The sequence below is a fragment of the Streptomyces shaanxiensis genome (assembly GCF_039537145.1).
GTDB lineage: Bacteria > Actinomycetota > Actinomycetes > Streptomycetales > Streptomycetaceae > Streptomyces > Streptomyces shaanxiensis.
In genome coordinates this window covers 259,826-280,810 of sequence record NZ_BAAAZY010000003.1, presented here as the reverse complement: position 1 = coordinate 280,810, position 20,985 = coordinate 259,826, and the positions used below count along the sequence as shown (strand labels likewise).

Here is a 20,985-nt window from a genome sequence, read left to right as displayed (position 1 = left end):
CCTACGGCAGGACCGCGAACCCGTCGAGCTCCACCATCGCCTGCTCGTCCCAGAGGCGTACGACCTCGACGACCGCCATCGCCGGATAGTCACGGCCCGCCAACTGCCGCCAGATACGACCGAGTTCGGCGGCCTGAGCGCGATACGCGGCGACGTCGGTGGCGTAGACCGTGACCCGGGCGAGATCCGCCGGGGTGCCACCGGCGGCGGTGAGCGCGGCCAGCAGATTGGCCAGGGCCCGCTCGAACTGCTCGGGCAGACTGTCGCCCGTGACCTTGCCGTCCGCGTCGAGGGCGGTCTGGCCGGCCAGGAAGACGGTCCGTGAGCCGGTGGCGACGACCGCGTGGGAGAAGCCGGTAGGCGGGGACAGATCGGGCGGGTTGACGCGCTCGGTACTCACTGGGCGCCCTCCATGTTCGCGTACAACTCCTTGGCGATGATGCCCCGTTGGACCTCGCTGGCCCCCTCGTAGATACGCGGGGCGCGCACCTCGCGGTAGAGGTGTTCGAGCAGGTGGCCACGGCGCAGGGCACGCGCACCGTGCAACTGGACCGCCGCGTCGACGACATACTGCGCGGTCTCGGTGGCGAGCAGTTTCGCCATCGCGGCGCGCTTCGGCACGTCTCCGGCCCCTTCGTCGTACGCCGTCGCCGCCGCGTACACCATGAGGCGGGCCGCCTCCGTGCGCAGGGCCATCTCTGCGACCTGGTGGGCGACCGTCTGAAGGTCCTTCAATTTGCCGTCGAACGCCTCCCGTTCGGCCGTGTGGGCGAGGGTCGCGTCCAAGGCCGCCTGGGCCATGCCGACGGCGAAGGCGCCGACGCTGGGCCGGAAGAGGTTGAGGGTGCCCATCGCGACCCGGAAGCCTCGGTCGGCCTCGCCGAGCACGTCGTCTGCGGTGACGGGGACGGCGTCGAAGGCGAGAGCGCCGATGGGGTGCGGGGAGAGCATGTCGAGGCCCGCTCCGGTGAGGCCGGGACGGTCGGCCGGGACCAGGAAGGCGGTGACGCCCCGGGCCCCGGCGCCGGGGGTGGTGCGGGCGAACACGGTGTAGAAGTCGGCCTCGGGGGCGTTGGAGATCCAGCACTTCTCGCCGGTGAGCCGCCAGCGGGCGGGGCCGTCGGGGTCGGCGGCGAGTGAGGTGAGCGAGGCGCCCGCCGCCTCACCCCGCCCTCGCGGTCCGCCCGGACCGCTCGCTCCACCCGGACCACCCGGCGCCAAGCCGTCCCGTTCCGCCCGCAGCTCCAGCGCCGCCGCGTCCGACCCTGCCCCCGGCTCGCTCAGCGCGAAGGCGGCCACCGCGCTCCCCTCGGCCACCTTGGGCAGCCAGCGCTCCCGCTGGGCCGGGGTGCCGTACGCGTGGACGGGATGCGCGCCCAGGCCCTGCAGGGCGAGCGCGGTCTCGGCCTCCGTGCAGGCGTACGCGAGGGACTCCCGCATCAGGCACAGGTCGACCGCGCCGGAGCTGAACAGCCGCTCCAGCAAGCCAAGTTGGCCGAGTTCGGCGACCAGCGCGCGGTTGACGTGTCCGGGCTCGCCCTTCTCCGCGAGCGGGCGCAGCCGTTCGGCGGCCAGGGCACGCAGCTCGGCACACCATGCGGTTTGCGTCGGATCGAGTGAGAATGCGGGCATTGCCGACCTCCCTGCGGAGCCGTCCGCGACGGGCCCTGGCGACGGACTTCCTCGACGAACACCTCGACGATATCGCGCACCATTGACTGTCGTCACCAACACGATACGCTCGCCCTGCGAGCCCACCACGACGCCCACAAGGCAGCCCACACGGCAAGGGGGCGAACCGCCATGGCCGGTCTGCACCGCTCCGCCCACGTCGACAGCTTCGCCCGCGAGCACCTGCCACCGCCCGACCAGTGGCCCGAGCTCCGCTTCGACCTTCCGGGACTGCGTTACCCCGAACGGCTCAACGCCGCCGCCGAGCTGCTCGAGGGCCCCGACGACGAACGGCCCGTGTTCTACACACCGTCCGGCGACACATGGACGTACGGCACACTGCGCGCCCGCGTCGACCGGCTCGCCCATGTGCTCACCGACCACCTCGGCGTCGTCCCGGGCAACCGGGTGCTCCTACGTGGCCCCACCACACCGTGGCTCGCCGCCTGCTGGCTGGCGGTGCTGAAGGCGGGCGCGGTCGCCGTCACCGTGCTGGCCCAGCAGCGGCCGCACGAGCTGCGGACCATGTGCGAGATGGCCGAGGTGCGGCACGCCCTGTGCGACATACGCGCCGTCGACGACCTCGCCAAGGCCGAGATACCCGACCTGCGCATCACCACATACGGCGGCGACGCCCCCGACGACCTGCTGCGCCGCCCGGCGCCCGACGCTCCGTACCCCGCCGCCGACACCGCGGCCGACGACGTCGCGCTCATCGCCTTCACCTCCGGCACCACCGGACGGCCCAAGGGCTGTATGCACTTCCAGCGGGATGTGCTCGCGATAGCCGACACCTTCTCGGAGCATGTGCTGCGCCCCCATGTGGGTGATGTCTTCGCCGGCAGTCCCCCACTCGGCTTCACCTTCGGCCTCGGCGGTCTCGTCATCTTCCCGATGCGGGCCGGCGCCAGCGCCCTGCTCCTCGAACAGGCCGGCCCCAAACAGCTGTTGCCCGCGATCGCCGAGCACCGGGTGTCCGTGCTGTTCACCGCCCCGACGGCGTACCGCGCCATGCTCGACGAACTCGACTCGCACGACATCTCCTCGCTGCGCCGCTGCGTCTCCGCGGGCGAGAACCTGCCCGCCGCCACCTGGCAGGCCTGGCACGAGCGGACCGGGCTGCGCATCATCAACGGCATCGGCGCGACCGAACTGCTGCACATCTTCATCTCGGCGGCCGACGAGCACATCAGGCCCGGGACCACGGGGATGCCGGTACCGGGGTGGCACGCGCGCGTGGTCGACGAGGACGGCCGGGAGAAGCCCGACGGGGAGCCGGGGCTGCTCGCCGTGCGCGGGCCCGTCGGCTGCCGCTATCTGACCGATCCCCGGCAGCACGAGTACGTGCGCCACGGCTGGAACATCACCGGCGACACCTACGTCCGGGAGAGTGACGGCTATTTCCGCTATGTCGCCCGCGCGGACGACATGATCATCTCGGCCGGCTACAACATCGCGGGCCCGGAGGTCGAGGAGGCCCTGCTGCGCCACCCGGACGTGCTGGAGACGGCGGTGGTGGGGCGGCCCGACGAGGCGCGGGGGCAGGTCGTGGTGGCATACGCGGTGCTCAGGGACGGTGCGCGACGGGATGCGGAGGCGCTGCGCGCGTTCGTCAAGGCCGAGCTGGCGCCGTACAAGTGTCCTCGCGAGATCGTCTTCCTGGACGCGCTGCCGCGCACCGCGACCGGCAAGCTGCAGCGGTTCCGGCTGCGCGACGGTGTTGACCCGCGGGGTGACCAGCAGTGATCCGTACGAACTAAGATGATCAACGTGTCCGACCAGCATGCACCACGGTCTCTCATCGTCACGCTCTACGGCGCCTACGGCCGCCACATGCCCGGCCCGGTGCCGGTCGCCGAGCTGATCAGACTGCTGGCCGCGGTCGGCGTGGACGCCCCTTCCGTACGCTCGTCGGTGTCGCGGCTGAAGCGGCGCGGGCTGCTGCTGCCGGCCCGCACGGCACAGGGCGCGGCCGGATACGAACTCTCACCGGACGCCCGCCAGTTGCTCGACGACGGCGACCGGCGCATCTACACCACCGCGCCGCCCGACGACGAGGGCTGGGTGCTCGCGGTGTTCTCGGTGCCGGAGTCGGAGCGGCAGAAGCGGCATGTGCTGCGCTCCCGGCTGGCCGGACTCGGCTTCGGAACCGCGGCTCCGGGCGTGTGGATCGCGCCCGCACGGCTCTACGAGGAGGCCCGGCACACCCTGCAGCGACTGCGCCTGGAGGAGTACGTCGACTTCTTCCGCGGCGAGCACCTCGGCTTCACGCCGACCGCCGAGGCCGTCGCCCGCTGGTGGGACCTGGCCGCGATCGCCAAGGAGCACGAGGCGTTCCTCGACCGCCACGCGCGCGTGCTGCACGACTGGGAGCGGCGGCAGGACACCCCGCCCGAGGAGGCCTACCGCGACTACCTCCTCGCCCTGGACTCCTGGCGCCACCTCCCCTACACCGACCCCGGCCTGCCCGCCCGGCTGCTGCCCGGGGACTGGCCGGGCGCGCGCTCGGCCGCCGTCTTCCGGGGACTGCACGAGCGCCTGCGGGACGCGGGAGCCGTATACGTCGGTCTGTGACCTCAGGCACACCAAGCGCCCCTAACGGAACCCTCAGGTTCCTCTGCGCCCGTTCTCAAGTTTCTTACCTACCGTCCGTCGGGTCGTCCACAGGTCAGAGATGAGGACTGTTGCGCATGACCACCACGCCAAGGGCCCAGGGAGCCACGGTCTGGCTGACGGGGTTGCCGAGCGCGGGCAAGACCACGATCGCCCGTCTGCTCGGTGACCGTCTGAAGACCGAGGGACACCGCGTGGAGGTCCTGGACGGCGACGAGATCCGGCGTTTCCTCTCCGCGGGCCTGGGTTTCTCGCGGGCGGACCGCAACACCAACGTGCAGCGCATCGGCCTGGTCTCGGAGGTGCTCGCGCGCAACGGCGTGCTGTCCGTCGTCCCGCTCATCGCGCCGCACGCCGACAGCCGCGAGGCCGTGCGCAAACGCCACGAGGCGAGCGCCACGCCCTACGTCGAGGTGCATGTGGCCACCCCGGTGGAGGTGTGCAGCGCGCGGGACGTGAAGGGGCTGTACGCCCGGCAGGCGACCGGCCGGCTGACCGGGCTGACGGGAGTGGACGACCCGTACGAGCCGCCGGTGGATCCCTCGCTCGTAGTGCGCACCCAGCTCCAGACGCCCCAGGAGTCGGCCGCCGCCGTCTACGCCGTGCTGGCGGAGCGGGGGCTGGTGTGAAGCAGTTCGCCCTCTCGCACCTGGACGCGCTGGAGTCCGAGGCGGTGCACATCTTCCGTGAGGTGGCGGGCGAGTTCGAGCGGCCGGTGATCCTGTTCTCCGGCGGCAAGGACTCCATCGTCATGCTGCAGGAGCGGGTTGTTCAGCCTGCGCGACGAGTTCTCGCAGTGGGACCCGCGTCGGCAGCGCCCCGAGCTGTGGAACCTGTACAACGGCCGACCTGATCGACCCGGCGGACGGCGCGACGCTGACCGCCGGGATGGTGGACCTCAACCGCCGAGCGTCAGGCGGGGTTTGGGGGCGTCCGTGCGTCCGGTCTGCGGGCGGCGGCTGCCCGCCCGGTACGGGGCCGGCCAGGCGACGCCCGGACCGTCGTAGCCCTGCTCGGCCGCCGCGTGCAGTGTCCAGTGCGGGTCGTAGAGGTGCGGGCGGGCGAGGGCGCACAGGTCCGTGCGGCCCGCCAGGATCAGGGAGTTGACGTCGTCCCAGGACGAGATCGCGCCGACCGCGATCACCGGGAGACCGGCGGTGTGCCGGATCCGGTCCGCGTACGGCGTCTGGTACGACCGCCCGAACTCCGGCTGCTCGTCGGCCACGACCTGCCCGGTCGACACGTCGATGGCGTCGGCGCCGTGCGCGGCGAAGGCACGGGCGATCTCGACGGCGTCCTCGCCGGTCGTGCCGCCCTCGGCCCAGTCGGTGGCGGAGATACGGACGGTCATCGGCCGTTCCTCGGGCCATACGGCTCGTACGGCGTCGAAGACCTCCAGCGGGAAGCGGAGCCGTTTCTCCAGGGAGCCGCCATAGGCGTCGGTGCGCCGGTTGGTGAGCGGGGAAAGGAAGCCGGAGAGCAGATAGCCGTGTGCGCAGTGCAGTTCGAGGAGGTCGAAGCCGGCACGGGCGGCTCGCCAGGCAGCTGCCGTGAACTGCTCGCGGATGTCGGTGAGTTGGGCGCGGCCGAGTTCGCGCGGGGTCTGGCTGTACGGCTTGTAGGGGATCGGGGACGGGGCGACGAGCGGCCAGTTGCCGTCGTCCAGCGGTTCGTCGATGCCCTCCCACATCAGTTTGGTCGAGCCCTTGCGGCCGCTGTGGCCGAGCTGCACACCGATCGCGGTGCCGGGTGCCTGGGTGTGCACGAACTGGACGATCCGCCGCCAGGCGTCGGCCTGCCTGCCGGTGTAGAGGCCGGTGCAGCCGGGGGTGATCCGCCCCTCCGGGCTGACGCACACCATCTCCGTCATCACCAGGCCGGCGCCGCCGAGGGCGCGGGCGCCGAGGTGGACGAGGTGGAAGTCGCCGGGGACGCCGTCGGTGGCCGAGTACATGTCCATCGGGGACACGACGACCCGGTTGCGCAGGGTCAGGCCGCGCAGCCGGAACGGGGTGAACATCGGGGGCGTGCCGGGCGGGCAGCCGAAGTCGCGCTCCACGGCCTCGGTGAAGCCGGCGTCGCGCAGGCGCAGGTTGTCGTGGGTGACGCGGCGGCTGCGGGTGAGCAGGTTGAAGGCGAACTGGCGGGGCGGTTGGTCGAGGTGGAGGCCGAGGTTCTCGAACCACTCCAGGCTGGCCCGGGCGGCGCGCTGCGTGGACGCGACGACCGGCTTGCGCTCGTCCTCGTACGCCGCCAACGCCCGCTCCAGGGACGGCTGTTCCTCCAGGCAGGCGGCGAGCGCGAGGGCGTCCTCGACGGCGAGCTTGGTGCCGGAACCGATGGAGAAGTGGGCGGTGTGGGCGGCGTCGCCGAGCAGGACGATGTTGCCGTGCGACCAGCGTTCGTTGACGACGGTGCGGAAGGTCGTCCAGGCCGACTTGTTGGACTTCAGCGGCCGTCCGCGCAGCGCTTCCGCGAAGATCTTCGCGCATCGCTCGACGGACTCCTGCTCGTCGAGTTCCGCGAACCCTGCCCGCTCCCACACCTCTTCGCGCATCTCCACGATCACGGTGGAGGCGTCGTCCGCGTACGGGTAGCCGTGCAGCTGCATCACGCCGTGCTCGGTCTCGGCGATCTCGAAGCGGAAGGACGTGAAGGCGAAGTCCGCGGCCAGCCAGATGTATCGGCAGTGGTGTTCGGCCACATGGGGGCGGAACACATGGGTGTAGGCCTCGCGGGTGGTGCTGTGCACGCCGTCGGCGGCGATCACAAGGTCGTACGTCTCCGCGAGCAAGGCCGGGTACGGAGCCTCCGTGCGGAAGCGGAGCTCTACGCCGAGCTCGCGGCAGCGGGCGTGCAGGATTTCCAGGAGGCGCTTTCTGCCCAGGGCCGCGAAGCCGTGTCCTCCGGAGGTTTGGCGGGTGCTTCGGTGGACGATGTCGATGTCGTCCCAGCGGGTGAAGTGGTTCTGGAGGGCCTCGTAGACCACGGGGTCGGCGTGTTCGATGCCGCCGAGGGTTTCGTCGGAGAGGACCACTCCGAAGCCGAAGGTGTCGTCGGGGGCGTTGCGTTCCCAGACGGTGACCTCGCGGTCGGGGTCGAGGCGTTTCAGCAGGGCTGCGGCGTAGAGGCCGCCGGGGCCGCCGCCGATGATCGCGACTCGTAGGGGGTGGCTCGTCCGGTTCGGCGGCTGCGGGTTGGTGGGGGCCGGCCGTGCCCACGCGGCGGTAGCCGCAAATTCAACACAGCCCCGCGTCCCTTTGGTTGGCACAGTCATCGCCCCCTCCACTTGGGAGGGCGCTTCTCCGTGAACGCCGCGTGGAACTCCGCGTAGTCCTCGCCGTTCATCAGCAGGGCCTGCGTCGACGCGTCCATCTCCACCGCCGCCGCCAGCGGCATGTCCAGCTCGGCCGTGAGCAGTGCCTTCGTCTGGGCGTATGCCAGTGCCGGGCCGTCGGACAGGCGGCGGGCCAGGGTCTGGGCGGCCTCGTCGACCTGGCCTTCCTCCGTCAGCTCGCTGATCAGGCCGATGCGCTCCGCCTCGGGGGCGCGTACCGGTTCGCCCAGCATGAGCAGCCGGGTCGCGTGGCCGAGGCCGACGACCCTCGGCAGCAGATAGGCCGCGCCCATGTCGCCGCCGGACAGGCCGACCCGGGTGAAGAGGAAGGCGAAGCGGGCGGTGGGGTCGGCGATCCGGAAGTCGGCCGCGAGCGCCAGTACCGCCCCGGCGCCCGCCGCCACCCCGTGCACCGCCGCGATCACCGGGAACGGGCACTCCCGTACGGCCCGCACGACCTGCCCGGTCATCCGGTTGAAGTCGAGGAGCTGGGCGGTGTCCATGGACAGGGTGGCGCCGATGATCTCGTCGACGTCGCCGCCGGAGCAGAAACCACGGCCCTCGCCGGCCAGCACCAGGGCCCGTACCGCCTTCTCCCGGGACAGCTCGGCGAGCAGGTCGCGCAGGTCGGCGTAGGCGCCGAAAGTGAGCGCGTTGAGTTTCTCGGGGCGGGCGAGGGTGACGGTGGCCACCCCGTCGGCGTGCTCGACCCGCAGATGCTTCCAGTCGGAGGTGCGGGCGGCGGAGCCGGTGAAGGGACTCATGACGTGCGGCCTCCTCGGGCGGACGGCGCGGGCACTGACTCACGGAGCTCTACCCTCCGAGCTCTACCCTTCGAAGTTATCACCCAACTTTGACTGTCGTCACGGTTGCGCAATAACCCATTCGGGTACCGCTGTGAATGTGACCTCGCACGTGGAGCTCGCACATGGATCTCGCAAATGGATCTCGGATGTGACCTGACCCCGTCACATCCGTCACGGATCGTCGACGCCCCCGTAACGGCGGGATCAGCCGCGCGAGGCCGACCGTTCACCGGGGTAAGCCGCCCAGCAGTCGGGGCCGAAGGTCCCGAACGGTGCCCGTCGGACGCCCTCGCCGGGTGGCGCCGTACCATTCATAAGGTTGAAAGCAGGACAGCCTGCTCATGAACGGACCCGCCTTGCAAGATCGCCCCGCAGCCTCCGCCTCCTGGCGTATCGCACTGCCGCACACCGTCGCGGCTGTGCCCGTCGCCCGCGCACTGGTCCGTACGGCGCTGGCCGAGCTGGAGCATTCCGCCGACAGCGATACCGCGGAGCTGCTCACGGCGGAACTGGTCGCGAACGCGGTGGAGCACACCGCGGGGAACGGCCCGATAGAGCTGGTGCTGGAGCTGCTGCCGTCCGGCTGCCAGGTCGAGGTGCACGACCCGGACCCGGCACCGCCGGGCAATCTGACCCGGCCCGCCGACGGGGAGCCCGACCCCTGGCAGGAGCACGGCCGCGGCCTGCTGCTGATCCGCGCCCTGAGTTCGTCCTGCGGCCACCGCCCCACCGATTCCGGCAAGGCGGTGTGGTTCAGACTGCCGGTCGTACCCGCTCAACGCCGCCCGACGTAACCCGCACCCCTACGGCGCGACTCCCCACTCAACCCAGCGTCGCCACCAGAACCGCCTTGATGGTGTGCATCCGGTTCTCCGCCTCGTCGAAGACGACCGAGTGCGCCGACTCGAAGACCTCGTCGGTCACCTCGAGCGAATCCAGGCCGTGGGTCTCGAAGATCTCCCGCCCGACCTTGGTGCCGAGGTCGTGGAACGCCGGCAGGCAGTGCAGGAACTTCACGTCCGCGTTCCCGGTGGCACGCAGGACGTCCATGGTCACCGCATACGGGGCGAGCGCGGCGATCCGTTCGTCCCAGACCTCCTTCGGCTCCCCCATGGAGACCCAGACGTCGGTGGCGACGAAGTCGGCGCCGAGGACACCTTCGTCGACCTTCTCGGTGAGGGTGACACGGGCGCCGCTGGTCTCGGCCAGCTCCAGGGCCCGGTCGACGATCTCCTGGGCGGGCCAGTACGCCTGGGGGGCGACGATCCGTACGTCCATGCCGAGCAGGGCGCCGGTGATCAGGTAGGAGTTGCCCATGTTGAAGCGGGCGTCACCCAGGTAGGCGAAGGCGATCTCCTTGAGCGGCTTGGCGGTGTGCTCGGTCATGGTGAGCACGTCGGCCAGCATCTGGGTGGGGTGCCAGTCGTCGGTGAGGCCGTTGTAGACGGGCACGCCCGCGTACTCGGCCAGCTCCTCCACGTTCCGCTGGCTGTCCCCGCGGTACTCGATCGCGTCGAACATCCGCCCCAGTACGCGTCCGGTGTCCTTCACGGACTCCTTGTGCCCGATCTGCGAGCCCGAGGGGTCCAGGTACGTCGTCGAGGCACCCTGGTCGGCGGCCGCGACCTCGAACGCGCAGCGCGTGCGCGTCGAGGTCTTCTCGAAGACCAGCGCGATGTTCCGGCCCCGCAGGTACTGCGTCTCGTCCCCGGCCTTCTTGGCGGCCTTCAGCTCTGCGGCCAGCTCGACCAGCCCACGGAACTCCTGCTCGGTGAAGTCGAGCTCCTTGAGGAAGTGGCGCCCGGCGAGGGCGGTCGGGACAGTCGCCATGGGGGCGCTCCAGAGGTACGTGAACAGGGACTCTGGAAGTCTATACGACGATAGGCATTTCTATACAGACGCCCCCGTGCGGACACTTCTACACAGGCGCGCGTTCGACCGGACAGCTCATACAGCGCGGCCCGCCTCTCCCCCGCCCCAGCTCGCTGCCCGGAATCTCGATCACCTCGACGCCCTGCTTGCGCAGATGCGTGTTGGTGGTGGCGTTCCGCTCATAGGCGACGACGACACCCGGCTCGACGGCGAGCACGTTGCAGCCGTCGTCCCACTGCTCGCGCTCGGCCGCGTGGACGTCCTGGGTCGCGGTCAGGACGCGGATCTCGTTCAGGCCCAGGGCGGCGGCGATCGCGCGATGCATGTGCTCCGGCGGATGGTCGGTGACCTTCAGCTCCTTGTCACCGGCGCCCGGCTCGATGGTGTACGAGCGGAGCATGCCGAGCCCGGCGTACTGGGTGAAGACGTCGCCGTCGACCATCGTCATCACGGTGTCCAGGTGCATGAGGGCACGCCGCTTGGGCATGTCGAGGGCCACGATCGTCTCGGCCGATCCGGCGGCGAACAGCTTGTGGGCGAGCATCTCGACGGCCTGCGGGGTGGTCCGCTCGCTCATTCCGATGAGGACGGCGCCGTTGCCGATCACCAGGACGTCCCCGCCCTCGATGGTGGACGGGTAGTCCGCCTGCCCCTCCGACCAGAAGTGGAACGTTTCGTCGCGGAACAGCGGGTGATGCCGGTAGATCGCCTCGAAGTGCACGGTCTCGCGCTGCCGGGCGGGCCAGCGCATCGCGTTGACGGAGACGCCGTCGTAGATCCAGGCGGAGGTGTCGCGGGTGAAGAGGTGGTTGGGCAGGGGCGCGAGGAGGAAGTCGTCGAGCTCCATGACATGGAAGCGCACGGAGGTCGGCTCGGGGTGCGCCTCCAGGAACTCCCGCTTGGTCATGCCGCCGACGAGCGCCTCGACCAGTTCGGACGAGGGCAGGCCCTCGAAGGCCGCACGGAGGTGGTCGGTGGCGAGCACCCCGTACTCCTTCTCGTCGAAGACCCGGTCCAGGACGAGCCTGCGGGCCGCCGGGATCTCCAGGGCCTCGGTGAGCAGGTCGCCGAAGAGGTGGACGGTGACGCCGCGGTCGCGCAGCACGTCGGCGAACCCGTCGTGCTCGGCGCGCGCCCGGCGCACCCACAGCACGTCGTCGAAGAGCAGCGCGTCCTTGTTGCTGGGGGTGAGCCTCTTGAGCTCGAGATCCGGCCGGTGCAGGATGACGCGGCGCAGCCGCCCGGCCTCGGAGTCGACATGGAATGCCATGCCTCCATCCTGACCATCGGGGCGCGTGTTCACCCCCCACTTGCCTCCTTCTTCTTTTCGTCCCCTTGACGACAAGCACGCATGACGGTTATCGTCGGCATGACGAAAAAGAGGGGGCAGGCTCCATGGCCGACATCACCCGGCGCCTCGGTTGGCGCCATCTGCGCGGCGCGCCCACGGCGCACATCCGCCACCACCGCGGCGGAAAGCTGCTGCACGACGGCCCGGGACTCAGCTTCTGGTTCCGGGCACTGACCGCCGCGCTCTCCGAAGTACCGGTCGACGACCGGGAGTTGGCGATGACCTTCCACGCCCGTACGTCCGACTTCCAGGACGTGGCCGTCCAGGCGACGGTCACCTACCGGATCAGTGACCCGGCGGTGGCCGCGACCCGGCTGGACTTCTCCGTCGACCCGGACACGGGCGCATGGCGGGGCACCCCGCTGGAGCAGCTGGGCACCCTCCTGACGGAGACGGCACAGCAGCACGCGCTGGACGTCCTGGCCCGTACGCCGCTGTCGGCCGCGCTGGTGGACGGAGTGACGGCGGTACGGGAGCGGATCGCGACCGGCCTCGCCGGGGAGCCCCGCCTGCCCGCCACCGGCATCGAGGTCGTCGCCGTACGCGTCATGGCGCTGCGCCCGGAACCCGAGGTGGAGCGGGCGCTGCGCACCCCGGCCCGCGAGCAGATCCAGCAGGAGGCCGACCGGGCGACGTACGAGCGCCGGGCGGTGGCCGTCGAGCGGGAGCGCACCATCGCCGAGAACGAACTGGCCAGCCAGATCGAACTCGCCCGCCGCGAGGAGCAGTTGGTGGATCAGCGGGGGACGAACGCGCGGCGGGAGGCGGAGGAGCACGCGGCGGCCGACGCGGTCAGGGCCGAGGCGGAGGCGGCACGGACGGTACGGCTCGCGGACGCGGAGGCGGCACGGACGGTACGGCTCGCGGACGCGGAGGCGGCACGGACGGTACGGCTCGCGGAGGCGGAGGCCACCCGGTCCGTACGGCTGGCCCGGGCCGAGGCCGAGGGGGCGCGTGAGGTCGGTGAGGCTCGGGCCCAGGCGCAGGCGGCCTGGCTGCGGGTGCACGCGGAGGTGGACGTGGCGACCCTGCACGCCCTCACCGGGACCCGGCTGGCGGAGAACCTGCCGCGGATCGACAGCGTGACGGTGTCGCCGGACGTGCTGACGGGGCTGCTCGCCAAGCTCGGCACCCAGGCGCAGGAGCAGGCGTGAGCCTCGCTCCGCGGGTCGTCCTCGTCCATCGCACCACGGAATACGAGGAGTTGGTGGCCCGGCACGGCACACACGGCCAAGCCGCTTTCTTCCTCTCCTCCCGCGGCCGCGACATCGAGGAGATCGCGGAACGCCACCGCCGCACGCGGCAGGCGCTCGCGGAGGTGACCTCGGCGATCCCCCTGACCTGGCGGCAGACCAGGGTGGAACGGGCGGACCTGGACCGGTTCCTGTTCGCGCCGGAGGACGTGGTGGTCGTGGTCGGTCAGGACGGCCTGGTCGCGAACGTGGCGAAGTACCTGGCCGGCCAGCCGGTGCTCGGCGTCGACACCGACCCCGGCCGCAATCCGGGCGTGCTGGTGCGCCACCGCCCCGGGGACGCGGCCAAGTTGTTCGCGTCCACGCAATCCGGACGGGTCCGCTTCGACGAACTCACCATGGTCGAGGCGGTCGCCGACGACACACAGCGGCTCGTGGCGCTGAACGAGATCTACCTCGGCGCCGTCGGACACCAGACGGCCCGATACCGCCTGGGCCTGGAGGACGACGGGGGTGTCGTCGAGGCCCAGGCTTCGTCCGGGGTGATCGTGGGCACCGGGACGGGGGCGACCGGATGGCTCCGGTCGGTGTGGCAGGAGCGGGGAGGGCAACTGCGGTTGCCCTCCCCCACGGAGGAACGGCTCATGTGGTTCGTCCGCGAGGCCTGGCCCTCCCCGGCCACCGGTACCTCACTGGTGGCCGGGGAACTCGCGGCCGCGACCCGTCTCCGGCTCACCGTGGAGTCCGAGCGGCTCGTCGCCTTCGGGGACGGGATGGAGACGGACGCGGTGGAGCTGACCTGGGGTCAGACCGTCCGGGTGGGCGTGTGCCGGGAGCGGCTCCGACTCGTCAACTGACCGTGAACAGCCGCTTACCGTCACTGTCATTGACTGTCACAGCCGCGGGTCCACCGGCTCCGACTCCAGCGCCAGCACGCCGAACACCGCCTCGTGCACGCGCCACAGCGGCTCGCCCTCCGCCAGCCGGTCGAGGGCTTCCAGTCCCAGCGCGTACTCGCGGATGGCGAGGGAGCGCTTGTGGTTGAGGAACCGCTTGCGCAGCCGGTCCAGGTTGTCCGGGCGGGTGTACTCCGGGCCGTAGATGATCCGGAGGTACTCACGGCCCCGGCACTTGATGCCGGGCTGTACCAGCCGCCCCTCCGCGCTGCGGACCACCGCGCCGATCGGCTTGACGACCATGCCCTCGCCGCCGCGGCCTGTCATCTCCAGCCACCAGTCGACGCCGGCCCGCACCGACTCCGGGTCGCCGGTGTCGACGTACAGGCGTCGGGTCGTCTGGAGCAGGCCCGTGCTGTCGTGCTCCACCAGCCGGTCGAGGAGCGTGAGCTGCTCGTCGTGCGGCAGGGCGGCGAGGCTGCGCCCCTGGACCGCGAGGATCTGGAAGGGGGCCAGGCGTACGCCGTCCAGGCCGTCCGTCGGCCAGCAGTAGCGGCGGTACGCCTCCGTGAACGCGGCCGCGTCCGAGGCCCGTTCGCGCTGGCGTGCCAGCAGGTCCGCCACGTCGACGCCGCGCGCCGAAGCGCCCTGAAGCGCGGCCAGCGCACCCGGGAACGCCGCTCCGGAGGCGGCGCCGACCGCTGCGTACTGCGAGCGCAGCAGGCCCGACGCCTTCAGCGACCACGGCATCAGCTCGGCGTCGAGCAGCAGCCAGTCGGTCTCGAGCTCGTCCCACAGGCCCGCCTCGCCGATCGCCGTCCGTACCCGGTCGAGGATCGTCTCCGTCACCGACTCGTCGTCGAGGAACGGACGGCCGGTACGGGTGTAGAGGGAGCCGGTCGGGCCGTCGACGCCGAAGCGCTTGCGTGCCGCCTCGGCGTCCCGGCACACCAGGACCACCGCGCGCGAGCCCATGTGCTTCTCCTCGCACACGACCCGCTCGACGCCGTCCTGCGCGTACTGCGCGAAGGCCTCGGCAGGGTGCTCCAGGTAGCCCTCTTCATGGCTGGTCGCCGTCGGTGCCATGGTCGGCGGAAGGTACGGCAGCAGGCGCGGGTCGACCGCGAAGCGGCTCATGACCTCCAGCGCCGCCGCCGCGTTCTCCTCGCGGATCGCGACACGGCCCTGGTGGCGGGTCTCCACGACCCGGCGGCCGTGCACGTCCGCCAGGTCCAGCGGCCGGCCGTCGTGCCCGCCCGGTGCCTCCGTCCGCAGCGGCTTGGCCGGCTCGTACCAGACCTTCTCGGCCGGTACGTCGACCAGTTCCCGCTCCGGCCAGCGCAGCGCGGTCAGCTTGCCGCCGAAGACGGCGCCGGTGTCCAGGCAGATGGTGTTGTTCAGCCACGTGGCGTCCGGGACCGGAGTGTGGCCGTACACCACGGCCGCCCGGCCCCGGTAGTCCTCGGCCCACGGATAGCGCACCGGCAGCCCGAACTCGTCGGTCTCGCCGGTGGTGTCGCCGTACAGCGCGTGCGAGCGGACCCGGCCGGATGTACGCCCGTGGTACTTCTCGGGCAGACCGGCGTGGCAGACGACCAGCTTGCCGCCGTCGAGGACGTAGTGGCTGACGAGTCCGTCGATGAACTCCCGTACCTCCGCGCGGAACTCCTCGCTCATCGTCTCCATCTGCTCGATGGTCTCGGCGAGGCCGTGCGTGTGCTGGACCTTGCGGCCCTTGAGGTAACGCCCGTACTTGTTCTCGTGGTTGCCCGGCACGCACAGCGCGTTGCCCGACTTCACCATCGACATCACACGGCGCAGCACGCCCGGGCTGTCCGGGCCGCGGTCGACGAGGTCGCCGACGAAGACGGCGGTACGGCCGTCCGGGTGCACGCCGTCGACATAACCCAACTTGCCGAGCAGCGACTCCAGTTCGGCGGCGCAGCCGTGGATGTCGCCGACGATGTCGAACGGGCCGGTGAGGTGGGTGAGGTCGTTGAAGCGCTTCTCGGTGACGACGGTGGCGTTCTCGATGTCCTCCACGCCACGCAGGATGTGCACCTTGCGGAAGCCCTCACGCTCCAGGTGCCGGATCGAGCGCCGGAGTTCGCGGATGTGCCGCTGGATGACGCGGCGCGGCATGTCGGCCCGGTCGGTGCGGGCCGCGTTGCGCTCGGCGCACACCTCCTCCGGCACGTCGAGCACGATGGCTATCGGCAGCACGTCGTACTGCCTGGCCAGCTCGATCAGCTGCCGCCGGGAGTCCTGCTGCACGCTGGTGGCGTCGACGACCGTACGGCGGCCGGCGGCCAGCCGCTTGCCCGCGATGTAGTGCAGGACGTCGAAGGCGTCCCGGGTCGCGCTCTGGTCGTTCTCGTCGTCGGAGACCAGGCCGCGACAGAAGTCGGAGGAGATGACCTCGGTGGGCTTGAAGTGCCGCCGGGCGAAGGTGGACTTGCCGGAGCCGGAGGCGCCGACGAGCACGACGAGGGAGAGGTCGGTGACGGGCAGAACACGCCCGTTCGTTGCCCGGGTGTTCTCGCTCATGCGGCCTTCGCCTCCTTCTCGTCGTTCACGTTCACCATGACCGTGAACACGGCCATCTGGGTGGGCGGCCCCACCTCCGGGTCGTCGGGCCCCACGGGCACGAACTCCACGCCGTACCCGTGCCGTTCGGCCACCGCCCCCGCCCACGTCCGGAACTCCTCGCGCGTCCACTCGAACCGGTGGTCGCCGTGCCGGACGTGTCCGGCCGGGAGGGACTCCCAGCGGACGTTGTACTCGACGTTCGGGGTGGTCACCAGAACCGTCCGCGGACGCGCGGCGCCGAACACCGCGTACTCCAGGGCGGGCAGCCGGGGCAGGTCGAGGTGCTCGATGACCTCGCAGAGCACCGCGGCGTCGTAGCCCTTGAGCCGCTTGTCGGTGTAGGCCAGGGAGCCCTGGAAGAGCGTCACGCGCGAGGCCTGCCGCTCCCCCATCCGGTCCAGCTTCAGCCGCCGCCCGGCGATGGTGAGCGCCCGCATCGACACGTCCACGCCCACGATCTCGGTGAACGCGGGGTCCTTGAGGAGGGCCTGCACCAGCTGGCCCTGTCCGCATCCGAGGTCGAGCACGCGGGCGGCGCCGGACGCCTTGAGCGCGGTGATGATCGCGTCCCGTCGCTGCACGGCGAGCGGGGTCGGCTTCTCCTCCGTCTCGCTCTCGGCCTCGACGGCGTTGTCGATGTCCTCGACCTCGCTGTCGTCGGCCTCCGCGAGCCGCACGAGCTCCAGCCGCTCCATCGCCTCCCGGGTCAGCGACCAGCGGCGCGACAGATACCGGCTGGTGATCAGCTTCTGCTCCGGGTGCTCCGGCAGCCAGCCCTCACCGGCCCGCAGCAGCTTGTCGACCTCGTCGGGGGCCACCCAATAGTGCTTGGCGTCGTCGAGGACCGGGAGCAGGACGTAGAGGTGGCGGAGGGCCTCTGCGAGGGTCAGCGTGTCCGACTCCAGGACGAGGCGGACGTAGCGCGAGTCGCCCCACTCGGGGAACTGCGGGTCCAGGGGCACGGGCTCGACGGTCACCGCCCAGCCGAGCGGCTCGAACAGGCGGCGTACGAGCTCCGGGCCGCCCCGGGCCGGCAGCGCGGGCACCTCGATACGCAGGGGCAGCGGCTGGGCGGCCCGCTCGGGCCGGGCGTTGCACACGCCCCGCATCGCGCTGGAGAACACGCTGCTGAGTGCGACGGCGAGCAGTGAGGAGGCGGCGTACGGCCGGTCGTTGACGTACTGCGCGAGCGCCGCGTCGGGCGCGCCGCCCCGGCCCTTGCCCTTCCCCCGCCGGACCAACGCCACCGCGTCCACCTCCAGGAGCAGCGCCGCCGTGCAGCGCTCGGCGTCCGCCTCCGGGTAGAGGACGTGGGCCTTTCCGTAGGAGGTGGAGAACGCCTGCGATTTCTCGGGGTGCTTGTGCAGCAGGAAGCCGAGGTCGGTGGCCGGGCGCTCTGGAGAGCCGGTGGTGGTGATGGTCAGGAACACGGTGGGCAGGCCTTGGAGTAGTCGTCTGAACTGCGGATACGCCCACCGTACAGACCGTGCATCGGCGGCACCCGAGAATTTTCGCTAGCCTCCGGACCGTCCGGGCGTTCGAACATCGCACGACCGATCGCCCACGCATGTCCACCAGCGGAGGCCTCACGTGACAGACGCCGGATTACGCGCGACCCCCATCGACACCAGCAAGCCCCACTCGGCCCGCATGTACGACTACTTCCTCGGCGGGAAGGACAACTACCCGGTCGACGCGGAGGCGGCCGAGCAGGTGGTGTCCCTCTTCCCCGCCGTACGCGACATGGCGCGGACCAACCGCCGGTTCATGCACCGCGCCTCCCGGCTGCTGGCCGAGCGGGGTGTCCGCCAGTTCCTCGACATCGGAACCGGAATCCCGACCGAGCCGAACCTCCACCAGATCGTGCAGGGGATCGTCCCCGACGCCCGGGTGGTGTACGCGGACAACGACCCGATCGTCCTCAGACACGCCGAGGCCCTGCTGCACAGCACCCGCGAGGGAAGAACGGCATACGTCCACGGCGACGTACGGGAACCGGGCAGGATCCTCGCGGCGGCACGGGAGACCCTCGACTTCGCGCAGCCGATCGCGCTGTCCCTCGTGGCGCTGCTGCACCTGGTGGCCGACGAGGACGAACCCGGCCGGATCGTCGGCGAGTTGCTCGAACCCCTGGCACCGGGCAGCTGTCTGACGCTCTCCCATGCGACCGGGGACTTCGACCCGGAGACCTGGGAGCGCGTCGTCGAGGTGTACCGCAAGGGCGGCACTCCGGCGCAGGTGCGCTCCCGCGACGAGTTCGCCGGCTTCTTCACGGGGCTGGAATTGGTGGACCCGGGCGTGGTGCTCGCCGCCGAGTGGCACCCCGAGCTCGGTGAGCGGCACGGGGGCGAGGAGATACCCCTGTACGTGGGGGTCGGCCACAAGCGATGACGACGCACCCGGCGGATCGTCCTCGTCGGCCCGATCCGCCGGATGACGCACGAACCACTCATGCCGGTCGGGACCGGTCCGGTGCCACGACAGCTACGACAGCTACGACAACTGCGACTGCACCTGGGAGGAGATGAGCTCCAGGTGGTCCAGGTCGTCGAGGTCGAGGACCTGGAGGTAGAGCCGCTGCGAGCCGATCTCCTGGTACCGGCCGATCTTCTCGACGACCTCGGCCGGGGAGCCGGCGAGCCCGTTGACCTTCAGCTCGTCGACCTCCCGCCCGATCGCGGCGGCACGGCGGGCGACCTCCTGGTCGTCCTTGCCGACGCAGACGACGAGGGCGTTGGAGTAGACGAGCTCGTCACCCTTGCGGCCGGCCTCCTCGGCGGCGGCCCGCACCCGCCCGAACTGCCGCTCGCTGTCCTCGATCGAGGCGAACGGCATGTTGAACTCGTCGGCGTACCTGGCGGCGAGCCGGGGCGTACGGGTGGCACCGTGTCCGCCGATCAGGACCGGGATCCGGTCCTGGGCGGGCTTGGGCAGCGCGGGCGAGTCGGTGAGGTCGTAGTACGTCCCGTGGAAGTCGAAGGTCTGACCGACCTCGGTGGCCCACAGCCCCGTGACGATGGCGAGCTGCTCCTCCAGCCGCCCGAACTTCTCCTTCGGGAACGGGATGCCGTACGCCTTGTGCTCCTCCTCGAACCAGCCCGCGCCCAGGCCGAGTTCGACCCGGCCGCCGGACATCCGGTCGACCTGCGCGACCTGGATGGCCAGCACGCCGGGCAGCCGGAAGGTGCCGGCGGTCATCAGGGTGCCGAGGCGGATCCGCTTGGTCTCGCGCGCGAGGCCGGCGAGCGTGGTCCAGGCGTCGGTGGGGCCGGGGAGGCCGTCCCCGGAACCCATCTTGAGGTAGTGGTCCGACCGGAAGAACGCGTCGAAGCCAAGGTCTTCGGTGGCCTTCGCCACGGTGAGGAGGGTGTCGTAGGTGGCCCCCTGCTGGGGCTCGGTGAAGATGCGAAGATCCATACCTCCATCCTGCACGCCGTGGCAGCGGCCGCCCGCACCGGTCCCCCTTGCCCTCGCGTCCCCGGTCGGGTGAATTCCGCCCACGCGGTTGCCGCCCCTCGCCCAGGCCAGTGACCGGCCCCGACGGTGATCGTTGGCTCGGTCGGAGCCGGACCGCCCGGCGCCCGCGTCGGCCCTTGACCGCCGGAGCGTCACCGTGTCGGCCCACCTTCTGTCAGGGGGGCCGGAGGCCGAGGAGGCCGTCATGTCCGAGGAACTCGCACCACAGCAGACCGGTGGCGCCGGACCGCAGAAGGGGCTGCTGCAGCAGATGGAGGAGCTGATGGCAGCGCTGAACGCGGACCTGTCGGCCCTGGACGCGGATCTGCAGGCGACCGGGGGGTCCGGCGCGGGCGCGCGGCAGGACGGGGAGGCCGGCCGAAGTTCAAGTCGCTGACGAGTCGCTCCGCGCCGCGGCTGGGCGGGGGTGGGTCGCGCAGCCCGGCGCCACTGGGTGCCGCCCTTCTTCGGGAAGGGTGCCGCCCAGCGGCACGACTGCCCGCGGCCTGACGGACGGAGGTTCGGGACAAAGTCGTTCAGCCCCCTACCCCGCCTCCCGCTCCGCCAGCACCTGGTCCCGATCCGCCAGTCTTCGCAGCATCTCCAGCACCCGGTCCCGGGACTCGTCCGCCGCGTCGATCGCCTCCATGCACTGCCAGTACGTCGTCTCGTCGTCCGCCCCACTGGCCATCCCCACCAGGGCGATCCCCACCTCTCCCAGCAGACTCCCCAGCTGCATCAGCGCCTGCCGCGCATCCCCCAACTCCGTGAGCTGGGCGGCGCGTAAGTCCGCCTCCGCCAGTTCCGGCGCGTCCAGGACCCCGCAGCCACGCCCCGCCAGCTCCGTCAACCCCAGGGCCTCGCCGCGCAGTTCAGGTGGGCCGAAGACCGCCAGGCGGCTCCCTATCGCCTGGGCCAGGGCCTGTGCCTGCCACACCTCCGTCATGGTCTCCGGCACGCCCCCAGTACCGGCCAGCGCACGCCTGCTCGTCACGATGAGTCGCACCGCGTCCATCCGCTGTCCCCGTCTGTCCGACGCGCTGCCCACGCGTCCGCCCGAACTCCCTTGTTCACTACCCAGCGTGAAGGGCTCTGAGACGAAAAGCCAGAGGAAGGCGGAAATCTGCGGACAACTTTTCGGCTACGGACGCCGAATCGGATACGGAGAGTGAAAGCGGACGGAATCCCTCCCACGCCGGAC

The 20,985-nt window shown here is 71.1% G+C and carries 18 protein-coding genes and 1 pseudogene; 9 read left to right on the top strand and 10 right to left on the bottom strand.

What is annotated here, in order from left to right; genetic code table 11:
* Nucleotide 1: 1 nt before the first annotated feature.
* Nucleotides 2–400 carry a RidA family protein gene (locus ABD932_RS03535; protein ID WP_345008579.1) on the bottom strand — a complete coding sequence of 133 codons (399 nt, stop codon included), beginning with the start codon at nt 398–400 and terminating at the stop codon, nt 2–4.
* Nucleotides 397–1,632 (bottom strand): acyl-CoA dehydrogenase family protein, encoded by a 1,236-nt coding sequence (locus tag ABD932_RS03530; protein ID WP_345008578.1) that lies wholly within the window; start codon nt 1,630–1,632, stop codon nt 397–399. Before ABD932_RS03530 ends, ABD932_RS03535 begins: the two co-directional genes overlap by 4 nt.
* Before the next feature lie 171 nt (nt 1,633–1,803).
* Between ABD932_RS03530 and ABD932_RS03525 the strand changes: the two genes are divergently transcribed.
* The 4 genes and pseudogenes from ABD932_RS03525 to ABD932_RS03510 form a co-directional block, all read left to right on the top strand.
* Nucleotides 1,804–3,417, top strand: coding sequence for an AMP-binding protein (locus ABD932_RS03525; RefSeq protein ID WP_345008577.1), 1,614 nt, complete (start codon nt 1,804–1,806; stop codon nt 3,415–3,417).
* A 15-nt stretch (nt 3,418–3,432) separates the two neighbouring features.
* Nucleotides 3,433–4,245: a PaaX family transcriptional regulator gene (locus tag ABD932_RS03520; protein ID WP_345008576.1), complete on the top strand. Its 813-nt coding sequence runs from the start codon at nt 3,433–3,435 to the stop codon at nt 4,243–4,245.
* 116 nt (nt 4,246–4,361) lie between these two features.
* Entirely contained in the window at nt 4,362–4,913 is a 552-nt protein-coding gene (gene cysC, locus ABD932_RS03515) for an adenylyl-sulfate kinase (RefSeq protein WP_345008575.1), read from the top strand.
* Nucleotides 4,910–5,132, top strand: a pseudogene (locus ABD932_RS03510) (hypothetical protein); the annotation flags it as partial. The gene cysC and the pseudogene ABD932_RS03510, both read left to right, overlap by 4 nt.
* Nucleotides 5,133–5,182: 50 nt before the next feature.
* On the opposite strand, the gene ABD932_RS03505 reads toward ABD932_RS03510, so the two are convergent.
* Together ABD932_RS03505 and ABD932_RS03500 are read right to left on the bottom strand one after the other, a co-directional pair.
* Nucleotides 5,183–7,561, bottom strand: coding sequence for a bifunctional salicylyl-CoA 5-hydroxylase/oxidoreductase (locus ABD932_RS03505; protein ID WP_345008574.1), 2,379 nt, complete (start codon nt 7,559–7,561; stop codon nt 5,183–5,185).
* A complete protein-coding gene (locus tag ABD932_RS03500; protein WP_345008573.1) occupies nt 7,558–8,385 on the bottom strand; it encodes an enoyl-CoA hydratase family protein in 828 nt (275 codons plus the stop codon). Before ABD932_RS03500 ends, ABD932_RS03505 begins: the two co-directional genes overlap by 4 nt.
* 383 nt (nt 8,386–8,768) lie before the next feature.
* Here ABD932_RS03500 and ABD932_RS03495 point away from each other — a divergent pair, with 383 nt between their 5' ends.
* Nucleotides 8,769–9,221: an ATP-binding protein gene (locus ABD932_RS03495; RefSeq protein ID WP_345008572.1), complete on the top strand. Its 453-nt coding sequence runs from the start codon at nt 8,769–8,771 to the stop codon at nt 9,219–9,221.
* A 28-nt stretch (nt 9,222–9,249) separates the two neighbouring features.
* Here ABD932_RS03495 and argF read toward each other — a convergent pair whose 3' ends face one another.
* Both argF and ABD932_RS03485 read right to left on the bottom strand, forming a co-directional pair.
* Nucleotides 9,250–10,257, bottom strand: a complete 1,008-nt coding sequence (argF, locus tag ABD932_RS03490) for an ornithine carbamoyltransferase (RefSeq protein WP_345008571.1) — start codon at nt 10,255–10,257, stop codon at nt 9,250–9,252.
* Between the two features lie 88 nt (nt 10,258–10,345).
* Nucleotides 10,346–11,569 carry an arginine deiminase gene (locus tag ABD932_RS03485; RefSeq protein WP_126395687.1) on the bottom strand — a complete coding sequence of 408 codons (1,224 nt, stop codon included), beginning with the start codon at nt 11,567–11,569 and terminating at the stop codon, nt 10,346–10,348.
* A gap of 125 nt (nt 11,570–11,694) precedes the next feature.
* Here ABD932_RS03485 and ABD932_RS03480 point away from each other — a divergent pair, with 125 nt between their 5' ends.
* On the top strand, nt 11,695–12,804 hold the full coding sequence (locus tag ABD932_RS03480) for an SPFH domain-containing protein (RefSeq protein WP_345008570.1): 1,110 nt from the start codon (nt 11,695–11,697) through the stop codon (nt 12,802–12,804).
* Nucleotides 12,801–13,700, top strand: a complete 900-nt coding sequence (locus ABD932_RS03475; RefSeq protein WP_345008569.1) for a diacylglycerol kinase catalytic domain-containing protein — start codon at nt 12,801–12,803, stop codon at nt 13,698–13,700. The genes ABD932_RS03480 and ABD932_RS03475 overlap by 4 nt, the downstream gene beginning before the upstream one ends.
* 36 nt (nt 13,701–13,736) lie before the next feature.
* Here the strand turns inward: ABD932_RS03475 and ABD932_RS03470 are convergent, their stop codons facing one another.
* The gene (locus ABD932_RS03470) at nt 13,737–16,286 is read right to left on the bottom strand and encodes a polynucleotide kinase-phosphatase (protein WP_345008568.1); all 2,550 of its coding nucleotides are present in this window, start codon (nt 16,284–16,286) and stop codon (nt 13,737–13,739) included.
* A complete protein-coding gene (locus ABD932_RS03465) occupies nt 16,283–17,758 on the bottom strand; it encodes a 3' terminal RNA ribose 2'-O-methyltransferase Hen1 (RefSeq protein WP_345008567.1) in 1,476 nt (491 codons plus the stop codon). Before ABD932_RS03465 ends, ABD932_RS03470 begins: the two co-directional genes overlap by 4 nt.
* A 160-nt stretch (nt 17,759–17,918) precedes the next feature.
* Between ABD932_RS03465 and ABD932_RS03460 the strand changes: the two genes are divergently transcribed.
* Entirely contained in the window at nt 17,919–18,719 is an 801-nt protein-coding gene (locus ABD932_RS03460; protein ID WP_345008566.1) for an SAM-dependent methyltransferase, read from the top strand.
* A gap of 102 nt (nt 18,720–18,821) precedes the next feature.
* Here ABD932_RS03460 and ABD932_RS03455 read toward each other — a convergent pair whose 3' ends face one another.
* Entirely contained in the window at nt 18,822–19,745 is a 924-nt protein-coding gene (locus tag ABD932_RS03455) for an LLM class F420-dependent oxidoreductase (protein ID WP_345008565.1), read from the bottom strand.
* 244 nt (nt 19,746–19,989) lie between these two features.
* Here ABD932_RS03455 and ABD932_RS03450 point away from each other — a divergent pair, with 244 nt between their 5' ends.
* Nucleotides 19,990–20,181, top strand: a complete 192-nt coding sequence (locus ABD932_RS03450) for a hypothetical protein (RefSeq protein ID WP_345008564.1) — start codon at nt 19,990–19,992, stop codon at nt 20,179–20,181.
* Nucleotides 20,182–20,328: 147 nt separating this feature from the next.
* On the opposite strand, the gene ABD932_RS03445 is transcribed toward ABD932_RS03450, so the two are convergent.
* Complete coding sequence (locus tag ABD932_RS03445) at nt 20,329–20,799, bottom strand: DUF6099 family protein (RefSeq protein WP_345008563.1); 471 nt, start codon at nt 20,797–20,799, stop codon at nt 20,329–20,331.
* Nucleotides 20,800–20,985: the final 186 nt, after the last annotated feature.

What these genes read in the sequence shown, in the direction of transcription:
- ABD932_RS03530 (WP_345008578.1), bottom strand. Translation starts at nt 1,632, where the DNA reads ATGCCCGCATTCTCACTCGATCCGACGCAAACCGCATGGTGTGCCGAG.
- ABD932_RS03525 (WP_345008577.1), top strand. Translation starts at nt 1,804, where the DNA reads ATGGCCGGTCTGCACCGCTCCGCCCACGTCGACAGCTTCGCCCGCGAG.
- ABD932_RS03520 (WP_345008576.1), top strand. Translation starts at nt 3,433, where the DNA reads ATGATCAACGTGTCCGACCAGCATGCACCACGGTCTCTCATCGTCACG.
- cysC (WP_345008575.1), top strand. Translation starts at nt 4,362, where the DNA reads ATGACCACCACGCCAAGGGCCCAGGGAGCCACGGTCTGGCTGACGGGG.
- ABD932_RS03505 (WP_345008574.1), bottom strand. Translation starts at nt 7,561, where the DNA reads ATGACTGTGCCAACCAAAGGGACGCGGGGCTGTGTTGAATTTGCGGCT.
- ABD932_RS03500 (WP_345008573.1), bottom strand. Translation starts at nt 8,385, where the DNA reads ATGAGTCCCTTCACCGGCTCCGCCGCCCGCACCTCCGACTGGAAGCAT.
- ABD932_RS03495 (WP_345008572.1), top strand. Translation starts at nt 8,769, where the DNA reads ATGAACGGACCCGCCTTGCAAGATCGCCCCGCAGCCTCCGCCTCCTGG.
- argF (WP_345008571.1), bottom strand. Translation starts at nt 10,257, where the DNA reads ATGGCGACTGTCCCGACCGCCCTCGCCGGGCGCCACTTCCTCAAGGAG.
- ABD932_RS03485 (WP_126395687.1), bottom strand. Translation starts at nt 11,569, where the DNA reads ATGGCATTCCATGTCGACTCCGAGGCCGGGCGGCTGCGCCGCGTCATC.
- ABD932_RS03480 (WP_345008570.1), top strand. Translation starts at nt 11,695, where the DNA reads ATGGCCGACATCACCCGGCGCCTCGGTTGGCGCCATCTGCGCGGCGCG.
- ABD932_RS03470 (WP_345008568.1), bottom strand. Translation starts at nt 16,286, where the DNA reads ATGAGCGAGAACACCCGGGCAACGAACGGGCGTGTTCTGCCCGTCACC.
- ABD932_RS03455 (WP_345008565.1), bottom strand. Translation starts at nt 19,745, where the DNA reads ATGGATCTTCGCATCTTCACCGAGCCCCAGCAGGGGGCCACCTACGAC.
- ABD932_RS03450 (WP_345008564.1), top strand. Translation starts at nt 19,990, where the DNA reads ATGTCCGAGGAACTCGCACCACAGCAGACCGGTGGCGCCGGACCGCAG.
- ABD932_RS03445 (WP_345008563.1), bottom strand. Translation starts at nt 20,799, where the DNA reads ATGGACGCGGTGCGACTCATCGTGACGAGCAGGCGTGCGCTGGCCGGT.